Source organism: Polynucleobacter tropicus, from assembly GCF_013307225.1.
GTDB lineage: Bacteria > Pseudomonadota > Gammaproteobacteria > Burkholderiales > Burkholderiaceae > Polynucleobacter > Polynucleobacter tropicus.
The window spans coordinates 947,882-962,534 of the sequence record NZ_CP028942.1 but is presented as its reverse complement, the minus strand read 5'-3'; the positions used below and the strand labels follow the sequence as shown (position 1 = coordinate 962,534).

The window sequence follows — 14,653 nt, the reverse complement described above, 5'->3', positions numbered from 1 at the left end:
GACTAATAGAAGTCTTAGGCTGTTGCTGGAGCACTGCCAGCTGCTGGACCAGTTGTTCCAGCAGAGTTGCCGAATTGCGTAGCTGGAGGTGGTTTAGGCGCTCTAGGTGGACGACCTTCCATGATGTCGGTGATCTGCTCAGCATCAATTGTTTCCCACTCAAGCAGAGCGGCAACCATTGCTTCAACCTTATCGCGATTCTGCTCCAAAATAGATTTGGCCAACGCATACTGACTATCAATTAAAGTGCGTATCTCAGCATCAACCTTTTGCTGAGTGAGCTCAGAAACTGTCTTAGTGCTATTCCGACCAAAAATACTTTCTGATTCAGTATCAACATAAACCATGGTGCCAAGGCTATCACTCATGCCGTAGCGAGTAACCATATCACGCGCCATTTTAGTAGCGCGCTCAAAGTCATTCGAGGCACCCGTGCTCATTGAATTGAGGAAGACCTCTTCGGCAGCACGGCCACCAAAAAGAATTGCCAACTCCTCTAACATGCGATCTTTATAAAGATTTACGCGATCGTGCTCAGGCAATTGCCAAGTCACGCCAAGAGCCATGCCACGAGGCATGATGGTCACTTTATGAACAGGATCGGCCTTTGGCAGAACCTTGGCAACAACAGCGTGTCCAGACTCGTGATAGGCCGTATTTCGACGTTCTTCTTCACGCATTACAGCTGACTTACGCTCAGGGCCCATGTAAATCTTATCCTTGGCATCCTCAAAGTCTTTCATGTCCACAGATCGCTTATTGCGACGCGCAGCAAACAAGGCGGCTTCATTTACAAGATTAGCCAAATCAGCGCCCGAGAAGCCTGGTGTACCACGAGCCAACACCGCCGCATTAACATCAGGATCGATTGGAACTTTGCGCATATGCACTTGAAGAATTTGTTCGCGACCACGAATATCAGGCAAGCCAACGTGAACCTGTCTATCAAATCGACCGGGACGTAATAAAGCTCTATCTAAAACATCTGAACGGTTAGTTGCAGCAACAACGATAACGCCACTATTGCTTTCAAAACCATCCATCTCAACCAACATTTGGTTGAGGGTTTGCTCACGCTCATCATTACCACCGCCCATACCTGCACCACGATGACGGCCAACTGCGTCAATCTCATCAATAAAGATGATGCATGGTGAATTCTTCTTGGCGTTTTCAAACATATCGCGTACGCGAGATGCGCCAACACCCACAAACATTTCTACGAAATCTGAACCAGAAATCGAGAAGAATGGAACTTTTGCTTCACCAGCAATCGCACGAGCCAAAAGGGTTTTACCAGTACCTGGAGGCCCTACAAGGAGTACGCCATGTGGAATGCGTCCGCCAAGCTTCTGAAACTTTTGCGGGTCTTTTAAGAAGTCGACCAGTTCAAAAACTTCTTCTTTTGCTTCATCGCAGCCTGCAACATCAGCAAAGGTCACAGTGTTGCTATTCTCATCAATCAAGCGCGCTTTTGATTTACCAAAAGAAAATGCTCCGCCCTTGCCACCACCCTGCATCTGGCGCATCATGAAAAACCAGAAACCAATAATCAACAATGTTGGCCCAAGGTAGTACAAAGCAGAAACCAGCATATTGGGCTCATCTTCTGCCTTACCGGTAACCTGTACACCGTACTTCATCAAATCACCAACCATCCAGATGTCGCCTGGAGAGATGATGGAATACTTATTGCCGTCAGCAGGTGTTACTTGTAACGTGCGACCCTGGACATCAACGCGCTTTACCTTACCTGCCTTAGCGTCATCCATAAATTGGGAATACGTGACTTGGTTTTGGTCCTTGGGCTTATCAAACTGTTTAAAAACAGTAAATAAAACCAAGCCCACAATGAGCCACACACCGATTTTTTGAAACATATTGCTGTTCAAAATGAGTCCTTTTCTGGATTGATCCAGGAGTTAAAGCGAATCGCTACCTAAGTATTTGATTCTACTACCAGCCTTTTTCAAGGGCTTTAGGGAGATTTATTTAGTAAACCCATGTAAATCAGGGGGTTATTTGCCGAATTTATAGACTTATTTAGGCGGCTTTAGATTTCGACCCAAAAGGAATATTTCCGAGGATCGAGCTCTTGAAGCCTTGGGCTTTCTGGAGGATACCGATTTGAAGACCTTTTTAAAGGACTCCACGATTTGGCTGTAACCACTGCCGTTAAAGCATTTGATCAATAACGCTCCTTCAGGCCTTAGATGAGCAACAGCAAAGTCCAAGGCGATCTCCGCCAAAAAAGCCATTCTTGCCGCATCTGCCACTCCAACACCAGACAAGTTAGGCGCCATATCGGAGAGAACTAAATCAACCTTCCCATCAGCTGATTTAGGTAGCAATGCCTCAAGAGCAGCAAGACCTTCATCTTCACGAAAATCTGCCTGTATGAAATTCACATCGGCAATCTCTTCCATGGGCAAAATATCAATCGCAATAATCTGGCCATCAGGCTTGCCAGACTCAATCGCAGGATTGCTTTTGCCAAGCTCAGTTAAACGATTGCGCACATATTGCGACCAACTACCAGGCGCGCTACCCAGATCCACAATTGTCATGCCAGCTTTAATGAGGTGATCTTCCTCATCAATCTCGCTTAGCTTGTAAACCGCTCTAGCGCGATAACCCTCTTTTTGGGCCATCTTCACATATGGGTCAGTTAAATGGTCTTGTAACCAGCTTTTATTAAATTTATTCTTTGCCACAACATAATCGCTTTCAAGGCCATATTTTCCTTGTTTCCATGCTCTAAAGCAAAAAGAATCGCAATAAATACCTTGAATTTTGCTCATAACAGGGCTTATTTAGACTCAATGCTCTATCATCGAGCCCATGACAGCACTTACGATTACCCCAGCACAACGCAAATCTCTAAAAGCAGATGCCCATGGTCTAAACCCCGTGGTAATGGTTGGTGGTGACGGTTTGACAACGGCCGTAATTAAAGAAGCGAAATCCGCTATTAATCACCACGGACTAATTAAGATCCGCGTATTTGGTGATGATCGTGAAGCACGTATCGCAATATATGAGGAACTGTGCGACAAGCTCGATGCCGCTCCTGTGCAGCACATCGGCAAACTGCTTGTACTCTGGAAGCCTAAAGATGTCGTTGACGAGGCTTATGCAAATCTTGGCCGCTCAAGCAAGCAGACCAAGAAGTCATTGCAAGACCCACGCACTAAACGTCAACCCAATCGCACCAGTTCTAAAGCCGGAGTGCGTACCAGCAGCTCCGAGAGGTCAGATCGACGTTCGGTCTCATCTAAATCTCCATTTGAACGCGCGGCTGCTGCTAAGTCATCAACACCCAAAAAACGAGTTTTGCGCTCAGAGGCTGCCGAGTCAAAAATTGGCTGGTCTTCACCGGGCTACCGCAAAGCAACTCCCGCTCCAGCGCCTATTAAAAAACGTAAGGTGCGCATGAGCAGCAATAAGAAAAAATCGCTGGGCTCTTAATAACGAAAAATATAAACAAACGTCGCTAGTCGGCGTTTTTTGTTGACCACCATACCAATACAATCCCTAGGATTGATTGGATGATAAAAACTACACTCGATACCATATGCAATAGTCCAAATAGTTTGGCGTTGCTTGTATCGCGAATGGATATACCCAATTGCAGAGCCTGGTCTCGTAATGCATTCATCCAAGGAATGATGATGAATGCAGCTGCTACAGCACACACCAGCATCAACAATAGAATCCAGCGGATTTGTCGATAGGATCCGTTACCAAGATTGACCACATGATTGGCGACTAGCATTAAAAGGCTACAAACCCCTACACCAATGTATGCGTTTATCTTAAATAGGTTGGCAGCAATAACTCCCGCAACCTGTCGATCCCCAAGCGTAGTAAACAGAATGGGAACAACCAAAAATCCAATCGCAATAAAACCGCCAACCCAAAGTCCAGAAATTACAGTAAATAATCGCTGGATTTTGGTTTGAGACATTAGATGTATTTAACGGCTAGGATTTCAACTTCGCGATTACCGCCGGGGGCTTGAACTGCCACAACATCACCCTCTTCCTTGCTAATTAAAGCGCGGGCGATTGGTGAGCTAATTGAAATTTTATTTGCGGCAATATCTGCCTCATCATCACCAACAATTTGATAGGTAAATTTAGTACCATCCTCAAGATCCTCCAGATCTACGGTGGCGCCAAAGACAACACGACCAGAAACATCTAGAGATGCAGGATCAATAATCTGAGCGGCTGACAACTTGCCCTCTAACTCTTGAATGCGGCCTTCGATAAAGCCTTGCTTTTCTTTGGCGGCATCATACTCGGCGTTCTCTGAGAGATCTCCCTGAGCGCGCGCTTCGGCAATTGCATTAATAACTGCAGGACGCTCTACATGCTTAAGATGGTGCAACTCCTCTTTTAGGAGTTCTGCACCACGTTTAGTAATTGGAATTGTGCTCATGCTACTAACCTAACTTAAAAAAGGCGCAAAACTCGCCTAGATAATTAATTTTAGATTAAATAAGCGTTCCATGTAAATTCTGAAGAGAATAAACCTCTAAAGAGTCCTTGTTGCCATTCTGCGATGCCAGCAATCCATCCATCACCGCCCTAGCTGCGCTAATGGTTGTGTAATACGTCACACCATTTGCTTGCGCGCTAGTACGAATTGAACGTGAGTCGGCAATGGCAGTACGGGTCTCATCAACAGTAGTAAACACCAATGAAATCTCACCATTCTTAATGAAATCCACAATATGTGGACGCCCGTCTTTTACCTTGTTGACCAATTTCACTGGTAACCCAGCAGCCTCAATGGCAGCAGCGGTACCTTTTGTAGCGACCATTGGGAATCCCAATTGATGCAAAAGCTTGGCAACCTCTACTGCTTTTGGTTTATCACTATCTTTTACAGTCAACAACACGGTACCGCTCTTAGGTAGCTTAATGAATGCACCCAACTGAGACTTAAATAAGGCCTCGCCAAAAGTTTTACCCACACCCATGACTTCACCGGTAGATCGCATCTCTGGTCCGAGTATGGGATCAATTCCGGGGAACTTATTGAATGGGAATACTGCCTCTTTGACCGAGAAGTATGGGGGCTTTACTTCAGACTTAATGCCCTGTTTATCTAAAGACTGGCCTACCATGCAACGCGCCGCAATTTTGGCTAATTGCAAACCAGTGGCTTTAGACACAAATGGAACAGTACGTGATGCACGTGGGTTTACTTCTAGAACATAAATAACGTCTTTGCCATCTACATTCTGAATCGCAAACTGCACGTTCATCAACCCAACAACATTGAGACCCTTTGCCATTGCAGCTGTTTGACGCTTAATTTCATCAACAGTAGCGTCTGATAAAGAATACGGAGGCAAAGAACACGCAGAGTCACCAGAGTGAACGCCGGCTTGTTCAATATGCTCCATGACGCCGCCAATAAAGACTTTACCGCCATCGCTAATACAGTCGACATCGCATTCAATCGCGTCATTCAAGAAGCGATCTAGCAAGACAGGGGAATCGTGAGAGACTTTAACTGCCTCACGCATATAACGCTCTAGGTCGCGACCATCATGAACGATTTCCATTGCTCGACCGCCAAGAACATACGATGGACGAACAACTAAGGGATAGCCAATCTCTTCCGCAAGCTTTAGGGCCTCATCCTCAGTACGCGCAGTACGATTTGGAGGTTGACGCAATCCTAAATCATGCAGGAGCTTCTGGAAGCGCTCGCGATCCTCTGCCGCATCAATCATGTCGGGAGATGTACCGATGATTGGAACGCCATTTCGCTCTAGATCCAAAGCGAGTTTCAATGGGGTTTGTCCTCCATACTGAACGATCACGCCCTTTGGTTTTTCTTTGGCGACGATTTCCAGCACATCTTCCAACGTTAAAGGCTCGAAGTACAAACGATCTGAAGTGTCATAGTCGGTAGAAACTGTTTCTGGGTTGCAATTAACCATGATGGTTTCATAACCATCATCGCGCATTGCCAATGCGGCATGTACGCAGCAATAGTCAAACTCAATACCTTGACCAATTCGGTTAGGGCCGCCACCCAACACCATAATCTTTTGCTTATCAGTTGGACGTGATTCACATTCACCATGCTCAGCTTCATATGTAGAGTACATATAGGCTGTATTGGTTGAGAATTCTGCGGCACAGGTATCCACACGCTTATAGACAGGCACTACCTTTAAGCGATGACGGATAGCACGCACAGAGGATGCATCAACGCTAAGTAATTTTGCTAAACGCCTATCCGAGAATCCCCTTTGCTTCACAAAGCGGAGCTCTGCTGCCGATAGGCCGTCTACCTTACGCTGTTTGAGTTCAGCCTCAATTGTGATGAGCTCTTCAATCTGCTCTAAGAACCAAGGATCAATTTTGGTTTCGCTATAGACCTCATCGAGCCCCATTCCCATGCGGAATGCATCTGCGAGATACCAAATACGGTCAGGACCAGGCTCATTGATTTCATTGATGATGTCATCAAGATCGGTGGAGACTTCGTCCAAACCATCTACGCCGACTTCAAGCCCACGCAGGGCCTTCTGGAAGGATTCTTGAAATGTGCGACCAATTGCCATCACTTCACCAACAGACTTCATCTGTGTGGTTAAACGAGAATCGGCTTGAGGAAATTTCTCAAATGCGAAACGTGGAATCTTGGTGACAACATAGTCAATAGATGGTTCAAATGAAGCTGGTGTTGCGCCACCAGTAATATCGTTCTTCAATTCATCCAATGTGTAACCAACAGCAAGCTTGGCGGCAATCTTAGCGATTGGGAACCCAGTTGCTTTAGAGGCCAATGCAGATGAGCGAGAAACACGAGGGTTCATTTCAATCACAATCATGCGTCCATCTACTGGATTGATTGAGAACTGAACGTTTGAACCGCCCGTATCTACGCCAATCTCACGCAGAACGGCAATCGATGCATTTCGCATCAATTGATATTCTTTATCTGTGAGAGTCTGTGCAGGGGCAACGGTAATCGAGTCACCTGTATGCACACCCATCGGATCCAAGTTTTCAATGGAGCAAACAATGATGCAATTGTCGTTACGATCGCGCACCACCTCCATTTCGAACTCTTTCCAACCCAAGAGTGATTCTTCAATCAAGAGTTCACGTGTTGGCGAAAGGTCAAGGCCGCGCTTGCAAATCTCTTCGAACTCTTCGCGGTTATAAGCAATACCACCGCCTGATCCACCCATGGTGAATGAGGGACGAATAACCACCGGGAATCCTGAACTACCCGTCTCCTTTTGAATGCGCTGCTGAACTTCATGAGCTTCATCCATAGAATGCGCAATGCCAGACTTTGCAGATCCGAGACCAATCTTAGTCATGGCATCTTTAAACTTTTGACGATCTTCTGCCTTATCAATCGCTTCGGGAGAGGCGCCAATCAATTCACAGCCATATTTTTTTAATACGCCATTGCGATGTAAATCTAGCGCGCAATTCAAGGCGGTTTGTCCGCCCATTGTTGGCAAAATCGCATCTGGCTTCTCGGTTGCAATAATGCGTTCAACGACTTCCCAAGTAATTGGCTCAATGTAAGTTACATCAGCCATCTCAGGATCCGTCATGATGGTTGCAGGGTTGCTGTTAACCAAAATGACTTTATAACCTTCATCACGCAATGCTTTACAAGCTTGCGCACCTGAATAGTCAAACTCACATGCTTGACCAATCACAATTGGTCCAGCACCAATAATCAAAATGCTCTTAATGTCGCTACGCTTAGGCATTATTCGCCCTCCTTCTTGCTGGCAGCATTCATGAGCTCCACAAATCGATCAAATAAATAAGCTATGTCGTGAGGGCCTGGTGAGGCCTCAGGATGACCCTGGAAACATAGGGCAGGCTTATCTTTCCAAGCAAGACCTTGTAATGAGCCATCAAATAAAGAAACATGGGTTACACGCACATTACCTGGCAAGGTGTTTGCATCCACTGCGAAACCGTGATTCTGAGAAGTAATCGCAACACGACCAGTATCCAAATCTTTCACGGGATGGTTAGCACCGTGATGACCAAATTTCATTTTCAAAGTTTTGGCACCAGCTGCTAATCCCATAATTTGATGACCCAGACAGATGCCAAAGGTTGGTACACCCTTTTCAATAATTTCTTTAGCGGCGGCGATAGCATAATCACATGGGCCAGGATCTCCAGGGCCATTTGAGAAAAATACGCCATCTGGGTTCATTGCCAGCACATCCCCAGCAGGGGTTTGAGCTGGAACCACAGTCAATTCGCATCCACGCTCTGTGAGCATACGCAAAATATTACGTTTGACGCCAAAGTCGTAAGCAACCACTTTTTTGACGGGCTTGGATATATCCAATGACTTATAGGCAGGTTTTCCATTGGGGCCACTAAGCTCCCATTCTGCTTCGCGCCATTCGTACGGTTTCTTGGTTGTAACCACCTTGGCTAAATCCAGACCGGCCATACCAGGGAAGGCTTTTGCTAATTCCAAGGCCTTTGCAGATAAAGATTCATAGCTATCACCTAATTTGCCAGCAACAACTGCGCCAGATTGAGCGCCTTTGTCGCGCAGGATGCGGGTGAGCTTGCGAGTATCAATTCCAGAGATACCGACAACACCTGCATTTACTAAGTAACTGTCGAGACTGGCTTCAGAGCGGAAGTTAGATACCCGTTTAGGCAAATCTTTTATTACCAAGCCAGCGGCATGAATTTGATCAGATTCTGCGTCTTGGGCATTTATGCCTACGTTACCAATATGGGGGTAAGTCAAAGTCACGATTTGTCGTGAATAACTTGGATCGGTAATGATTTCTTGATAACCAGTTAATGCGGTATTGAAAACAACTTCGCCAGCAGTCTCGCCAGAGGCGCCAATACTAAAACCGGGGAAGATAGTGCCGTCAGCTAAAGCCAACACGGCAGGAGGAAAAGAAGGAAGCAAGGGTGACAAACTATCTCCAGTCCCTGCTCCATCCGACGCTCAACACCCCAAAAAGACCAACCCGGGGCTGTATATGCGGGAGGTGAGTGTCTTTAAGCGCTAGGGTAATTAATTAGTTTCGAACCCTGTAATGATACCAGTTTTGGGTTCTAAGCCCTTGAATCCCCAGCCAATTAGGCTTTGCAAGCCATTCTCCCTAGACCGTAGATCTAGGGAGTGATCAAAAGCCCTACTATCCCGCTGCTCTTTGATCGATGATGGTCTTAATTTGGGCCAAAACGTTTTGATCTTCCATGGTGCTAATGTCACCAGGATCACGGCCTTCAGCCACAGCTTGTAAAGCACGGCGGACAATCTTGCCTGATCGTGTTTTTGGCAAAGCAGTCACAACATAAACATGACTTGGTCTAGCGATGGCGCCCAATTGACCATCAACGGTTTTCATACACTCTTTTTCCAAATTCTCTGCCTTTGAAGCATCTTTTGGAATCACGAATGCAATTGCTGCCTGGCCTTTCAATTTGTCTTCCACACCAACAACCGCAACTTCGGAAATATTCGGATGGCTAGAAATGCTTTCCTCAATTTCACGAGTTCCAAGACGGTGACCTGCAACGTTAATCACGTCATCGGTGCGACCCAAGATAAAGAAGTAACCATCTTTGTCTTTAATGCCCCAGTCAAATGTTGAGTAGATCAACTTACCAGGGATTGTTTCCCAATAAGTACTAATGAAGCGTTTGTCATCGCCCCAGACAGTTTGCATACATCCTGGAGGTAATGGGCCTTCAATAGCGATCACACCTTTTTGATCGGCGCCTAACTCTTCTGAAGTAGCGTCATCCAGCAACTTCATGTTGTATCCAAAGGATGGAACTCCTGGTGATCCAAACTTATGCGGCATAACTTCAACACCGCGCTGAATCGCGAGCATTGGCCAGCCAGTTTCAGTTTGCCAATAGTTATCCACGATTGGCTTCTTAATCGCATCATGAATCCAGCTTGCTGTTGGCTCATCCAATGGCTCTCCCGCTAAGAACAATGCTCGCAAGCTAGAAAGATCATGCTTGGTTAAGAATGCAGGATCTTGTTTCTTCAGAACACGAACAGCAGTTGGTGCAGAGAACATGACGGAAACATTGTATTTAGCAACGAGCTCCCACCAGATACCTGCATCCGGACGCAAAGGCGTGCCTTCATACATTATGGTTGCCATGCCGTTGAGCAATGGACCATAAATAATGTAGCTATGGCCAACAACCCAGCCAATGTCAGATGTAGTGAACATCGTTTCGCCAGCTTTGCCACAGAAAATGTGGTTCATGGTTGACATCAAGGCCACTGCATAACCACCGGTATCACGCTGTACACCCTTAGGCTTACCAGTTGTCCCAGATGTGTACAGAATGTAAGAAGGATGAGTTGCGTCAACCCACTCTACAGACACCAAATCATTAAGATGTTTTTGGCGCTCAGAGGCGTAATCCAAATCCCTGCCAGCCACGGTTGTGAACTCAGACAAACCGCGGTTCACAATTAAAACCTTTTCAGGCTTGTATGTGGCCAGTGTGATCGCCTCGTCCAATAGAGGCTTGTAAGGAACCGCTTTGCCACCGCGCATACCCGCTTCAGCCGTCACCACCATCTTTGGCTTAGCATCATCGATACGAGTAGCTAGGCTATGAGAAGCAAAACCACCGAATACTACAGAGTGAATGGCGCCAATACGTGCGCATGCAAGCATGGCAAAACAGGCCTCAGCAATCATGGGCATGTAGATAAGAACGCGATCGCCCTTTTGAATGCCGTTAGCTTTGTAAATTGCCGCCATACGATTTACTTCTTCGTATAGCTCTTTAAACGTATAAGCCTTCTCCTGATTGGTCTCTGTAGAGACTGCTACAAGGGCCAATTGATTAGGATTAGATGTGTAGTGGCGATCAACTGCGTTGTAGCAAAGATTTGTAAGGCCACCTTCGAACCATTTTGCAAATGGCGGGTTATCGTAATTTAAAACCTTATCGAATGGCTTTTCCCAATGTATTAATTTGGCCTGCTCACCCCAAAATCCATCTGGGTCTTTAATTGAGCGTTCATGGTGTGCTTTATAGGACATGGTCAACCTAATCAAAAAGTTTCAAAAATTACTGGTTCTTATTCACCCCTTTTGCGGCTGAATTCGCTTTTAAAGAAGGTGAACTAGCATTTTTCGCAGATTTTGCAAGCCCTGTCGATGCGGATTTATGCTGAGAAGCAGTGCTTTTCCCTGAAGAATTACCCTTACCTGGGGTTCCTGGCCCGCACTTTGCAGGCTTTGATCCCTTGGCTCCTTTTGCAGGTTTTGGGCACTTAGGCACTGCTGAAGGTGGTTTTTCCAAACTTAAGCTTGCGTTATCCGCCATTGCCGACGAGACATCTCCAGTCCTACCATTGGTTTTTGGAATAATGATGGTAGAGCCTGCTTTGATGCGCATTCCTCGAGGTATGCCATTCACCAGCCTCAAGGAATCAGCATCAACCCCCAAACCTTTGGCAACTTGATCCACACTCTCGGTCTTGGAGACCTTTACAGCAGTCCAGGTTGATAAGGGTTTATTGAATTTTTTGAGATTCGATTGAAAGATTTCCGCATGACCAAACGGCAGAAGAATTTGCTGGTTTGCGTTACTTAATATCACCGGCTTATTAAAGGATGGATTTAAGCTATGAAATTCATCTTCAGGTATCTCTGCCAATTTAATTACTAACGCTACATCAATATCGTTATCCACATCAATCGCCACAAAGTATGGATGATTCTCAAGTTGTGGCAAAACAATCCCATAGGCCTCAGGATCCAATACGATCTGACGATAAGCCATAAGCTTGGGTACATACATGCGCGTTTCTCGTGGCATCGTCAGACTTTCATAGTTGGTAGGCAAACCAGCAGCCTGATTTCGCTTTTGCGCTTTGAGTACATTACCAGCGCCCCAGTTATATGCAGCTAAAGCTAGTTCCCAACTTCCAAATTGGTTATTTAATCGCTGCAGGTAATCCAATGCAGCATCTGTAGATTGCAGTACATCTCGCCGTTCATCGCGAAATACGTTTTGTGTTAACTGAAAATCTTTTCCAGTGGCCGGCATAAATTGCCATAGCCCCACCGCTTTGGCGCTGGACTTTGCATTGGTAACAAATGCGCTTTCTACAAACGGTAGTAGCGCAATTTCAGTAGGCATATTGCGCGCATTTACTTCTTGCACAATATAAAACAAGTAGCGGGATGAACGCTCCATTGAGCGATGAACATAATCAGGTCTGGCACTCAACCACCGAACCTGCTCAATTTCAAGGGGGCTATTCATAGGCGCCATCTGAAAACCATCACGTATCCGTAGCCATAAATTATCGGATGGGGCATAAACCTTGCTAACTGACTGCGTCTGGAGATTCACGCGAGTGGCTTTTCTAGAGTCAACTTTAGTGGGCGTATCTGAAGACCAATCGCCAGTGCTGGCGCAACCTGATAGCAACGCTATTGTTGCTATAGCAACATAAAGCAAACGCATTAGAACTGATCTTTCCAAGCGCGAATCACTGCAAGCACATGAGCAGAATCAGGAAGCGTTTCTTGCCCAGACTTTGATTTTGCAGATTGAATAACCTCAGTTTGATCACATCTCATAAATGGATTAACTTGAAGCTCCTGACCAATTGTTGTTGGTAGTGTAGGTAGATTTTTATCTCTAAGCTCTTTTGCGCGCTCTGACCATGAAATGAGATTCACATTGTTCGGCTCTACCGCGAGAGCAAATCGAATGTTAGATAAGGTGTATTCATGAGTGCAATACACCAAAGTATTTTTTGGCAGGCTCTTAAATTTATCCAAAGACTGAGACATCTGGGTTGGCGTACCCTCAAACAATCGGCCACACCCCGAGGCAAACAAGGTGTCGCCACAAAACAGCATTGGTTCAACGACATTCGCCTGCATATTTGCAAAATAGGCTACGTGACTTAGTGTGTGACCTGGAACCTCAAGAGCTTTGAGGGAGACTCTGGGCGCAGAGATTTCCAAAACGTCGCCCTCTTTAACTAGCTGAGTTCGGCCAGGAATATTGTCGCCACGAGGACCGTAAACAGGGATATCTGCTCCCAATTCATTTAATAACTTCAAAATACCGCCTACATGATCCGCATGATGGTGGGTAATGAGAATTCCTTTTAAATGAAGCCTTGAGTCTGCTAAATACCGCAAAACAGGAATGGCATCGCCTGGATCCACCACCAAGGCAGAGTTTCCATCATGGATACACCAGATATAGTTATCATCAAACGCCGGAATCGGCCAAACTTGCAATAAAGTATTCATAAAGGCGATGATACCAACCCCACCCATTCCTCTGCAGAGCAGTGCACCTCCTTGGAGTTCCTGGGAAAAATGGCTCCAATCTCCGCCTGGTCGCTATGTATTGGGCTGGGAGCAGCATTGCCTGGACCAGATAGTGGCTGACGTTTTCGGGTTTCATGCGGTCCAAATTGGACTCCCGCAATTAAATGGTTTGCGAGAAAACCGCATGCCCATGCATGCTCTACTAACTCACGCCAATGACAATCGTGAATTAATTTCACGGTTTAATTGGCACCCTATTGAAGGCAGCTCATCTGAGATGCCATTTGCTAATGAGAGCATTGATCTTATTGTGATGCCTCATGTGTTGGAGTTTGCTACTGATCCTCACCAGATTTTGCGAGAAGTGGATCGCGTGCTGCGCCCAGAAGGACGTATTGTGATTTCCGGATTCAATCCCGCAAGCTTATGGGGGGCAAAACAATATCTCAGTCGCCTTATAGGCAGTCCCTATCTTCCAAGAGATGGTCAATTTATTAGCCTAATCAGAATCAAGGACTGGTTACAGCTCCTCAATTATTCGTTAGATCGTGGTCACTTTGGTTGCTATAAATTCCCTCTGCATAGTGAGTCAGCTATGGGTCGCATGGACTTCTTGGAACCCATGGGGAATCGCTGGTGGCCTATATTTGGAGCTGTTTTTATTGTCTCCGCCATCAAACGGCATCAGGGTATCAGGCTGATTGGACAAGTTCAGAAGGCTCGTATTCCTAGTTTGACGCAATTAAGTCCTGCAGCTGAACGCAATACACTAACGGTAATCCACGACTCAAGTACTGATAAGAATTAATGAGCACTAAACCATACATCATCATCTATACCGATGGGGCTTGCAAAGGCAATCCAGGTCCTGGAGGTTGGGGTGCAGTCCTGAGGTCAGGCGAACATGAGAAACATCTGTACGGTGGCGAAAGGCTCACGACAAATAATCGAATGGAAATCAGCGCGGTGATTTTTGCTTTACGTGCTCTAAAACAACGAAGCTCTGTTGAGCTTTGGACGGATTCCCAATATGTGCAAAAAGGTGTCACGGAGTGGCTTGAGGGCTGGAAAAAAAGGGACTGGAAGACAGCGAGCAAGGACCCAGTCAAAAATGCCGATTTATGGCAAGAATTAGATGCCCTCCTTCCAGATCATGAAATTTCCTGGCATTGGGTACGAGGCCACAACGGCCACCCTGGGAACGAGCTGGCGGATCAGCTAGCCAATAAAGGCGTCGAAGAATACCTGCCTTAGCAGAAAACCCACTTTTAGAGGCGTTTTTCGCACTCTTGTGAGAGAATGGGCGAGCTTTAAAGTACCCAAAGATGG

The 14,653-nt window shown here is 46.0% G+C and carries 12 protein-coding genes; 3 read left to right on the top strand and 9 right to left on the bottom strand.

All coding sequences use genetic code 11. The annotated features are described in order from the left end of the window. Positions 1 to 14: 14 nt before the first annotated feature. Together ftsH and DCO17_RS04975 are read right to left on the bottom strand one after the other, a co-directional pair. Positions 15 to 1,892, bottom strand: a complete 1,878-nt coding sequence (gene ftsH, locus DCO17_RS04980) for an ATP-dependent zinc metalloprotease FtsH (RefSeq protein ID WP_173955677.1) — start codon at positions 1,890 to 1,892, stop codon at positions 15 to 17. 147 nt (positions 1,893 to 2,039) lie between these two features. After that, on the bottom strand, positions 2,040 to 2,714 hold the full coding sequence (locus tag DCO17_RS04975) for an RlmE family RNA methyltransferase (RefSeq protein ID WP_173956711.1): 675 nt from the start codon (positions 2,712 to 2,714) through the stop codon (positions 2,040 to 2,042). A 127-nt stretch (positions 2,715 to 2,841) separates the two neighbouring features. On the opposite strand from DCO17_RS04975, the gene DCO17_RS04970 reads away from it, so the two are divergent. Further along, positions 2,842 to 3,468 carry a YhbY family RNA-binding protein gene (locus DCO17_RS04970; protein ID WP_173955676.1) on the top strand — a complete coding sequence of 209 codons (627 nt, stop codon included), beginning with the start codon at positions 2,842 to 2,844 and terminating at the stop codon, positions 3,466 to 3,468. 25 nt (positions 3,469 to 3,493) lie between these two features. Here DCO17_RS04970 and DCO17_RS04965 read toward each other — a convergent pair whose 3' ends face one another. The 7 genes from DCO17_RS04965 to gloB form a co-directional block, all read right to left on the bottom strand. Next, positions 3,494 to 3,967 carry a DUF4149 domain-containing protein gene (locus DCO17_RS04965; protein WP_173955675.1) on the bottom strand — a complete coding sequence of 158 codons (474 nt, stop codon included), beginning with the start codon at positions 3,965 to 3,967 and terminating at the stop codon, positions 3,494 to 3,496. Further along, positions 3,967 to 4,443, bottom strand: coding sequence for a transcription elongation factor GreA (gene greA, locus DCO17_RS04960; RefSeq protein ID WP_173955674.1), 477 nt, complete (start codon positions 4,441 to 4,443; stop codon positions 3,967 to 3,969). The genes DCO17_RS04965 and greA overlap by 1 nt, the downstream gene beginning before the upstream one ends. A 55-nt stretch (positions 4,444 to 4,498) precedes the next feature. Continuing rightward, a complete protein-coding gene (gene carB / locus DCO17_RS04955; RefSeq protein WP_173955673.1) occupies positions 4,499 to 7,762 on the bottom strand; it encodes a carbamoyl-phosphate synthase large subunit in 3,264 nt (1,087 codons plus the stop codon). Then, complete coding sequence (carA, locus tag DCO17_RS04950) at positions 7,762 to 8,949, bottom strand: glutamine-hydrolyzing carbamoyl-phosphate synthase small subunit (protein ID WP_173956710.1); 1,188 nt, start codon at positions 8,947 to 8,949, stop codon at positions 7,762 to 7,764. The genes carB and carA overlap by 1 nt, the downstream gene beginning before the upstream one ends. Positions 8,950 to 9,181: 232 nt before the next feature. Beyond that, a complete protein-coding gene (locus tag DCO17_RS04945; RefSeq protein WP_173955672.1) occupies positions 9,182 to 11,065 on the bottom strand; it encodes a propionate--CoA ligase in 1,884 nt (627 codons plus the stop codon). A gap of 28 nt (positions 11,066 to 11,093) precedes the next feature. Next, on the bottom strand, positions 11,094 to 12,500 hold the full coding sequence (locus DCO17_RS04940; RefSeq protein WP_173955671.1) for a transglycosylase SLT domain-containing protein: 1,407 nt from the start codon (positions 12,498 to 12,500) through the stop codon (positions 11,094 to 11,096). Beyond that, positions 12,500 to 13,303 carry a hydroxyacylglutathione hydrolase gene (gene gloB / locus DCO17_RS04935; protein ID WP_173955670.1) on the bottom strand — a complete coding sequence of 268 codons (804 nt, stop codon included), beginning with the start codon at positions 13,301 to 13,303 and terminating at the stop codon, positions 12,500 to 12,502. Before gloB ends, DCO17_RS04940 begins: the two co-directional genes overlap by 1 nt. A 7-nt stretch (positions 13,304 to 13,310) precedes the next feature. On the opposite strand from gloB, the gene DCO17_RS04930 reads away from it, so the two are divergent. Together DCO17_RS04930 and rnhA are read left to right on the top strand one after the other, a co-directional pair. Then, positions 13,311 to 14,132, top strand: a complete 822-nt coding sequence (locus DCO17_RS04930; RefSeq protein ID WP_173955669.1) for a class I SAM-dependent methyltransferase — start codon at positions 13,311 to 13,313, stop codon at positions 14,130 to 14,132. Then, positions 14,132 to 14,578 carry a ribonuclease HI gene (gene rnhA / locus DCO17_RS04925; RefSeq protein WP_173955668.1) on the top strand — a complete coding sequence of 149 codons (447 nt, stop codon included), beginning with the start codon at positions 14,132 to 14,134 and terminating at the stop codon, positions 14,576 to 14,578. Before DCO17_RS04930 ends, rnhA begins: the two co-directional genes overlap by 1 nt. Positions 14,579 to 14,653 lie beyond the last annotated feature (75 nt).

Excerpts from the sequence above, each read along its gene's own strand:
- greA (WP_173955674.1), bottom strand. The coding sequence starts at position 4,443 with ATGAGCACAATTCCAATTACTAAACGTGGTGCAGAACTCCTAAAAGAG.
- gloB (WP_173955670.1), bottom strand. The coding sequence starts at position 13,303 with ATGAATACTTTATTGCAAGTTTGGCCGATTCCGGCGTTTGATGATAAC.
- rnhA (WP_173955668.1), top strand. The coding sequence starts at position 14,132 with ATGAGCACTAAACCATACATCATCATCTATACCGATGGGGCTTGCAAA.
- DCO17_RS04970 (WP_173955676.1), top strand. The coding sequence starts at position 2,842 with ATGACAGCACTTACGATTACCCCAGCACAACGCAAATCTCTAAAAGCA.
- carB (WP_173955673.1), bottom strand. The coding sequence starts at position 7,762 with ATGCCTAAGCGTAGCGACATTAAGAGCATTTTGATTATTGGTGCTGGA.
- DCO17_RS04930 (WP_173955669.1), top strand. The coding sequence starts at position 13,311 with ATGATACCAACCCCACCCATTCCTCTGCAGAGCAGTGCACCTCCTTGG.
- DCO17_RS04945 (WP_173955672.1), bottom strand. The coding sequence starts at position 11,065 with ATGTCCTATAAAGCACACCATGAACGCTCAATTAAAGACCCAGATGGA.
- DCO17_RS04965 (WP_173955675.1), bottom strand. The coding sequence starts at position 3,967 with ATGTCTCAAACCAAAATCCAGCGATTATTTACTGTAATTTCTGGACTT.
- DCO17_RS04940 (WP_173955671.1), bottom strand. The coding sequence starts at position 12,500 with ATGCGTTTGCTTTATGTTGCTATAGCAACAATAGCGTTGCTATCAGGT.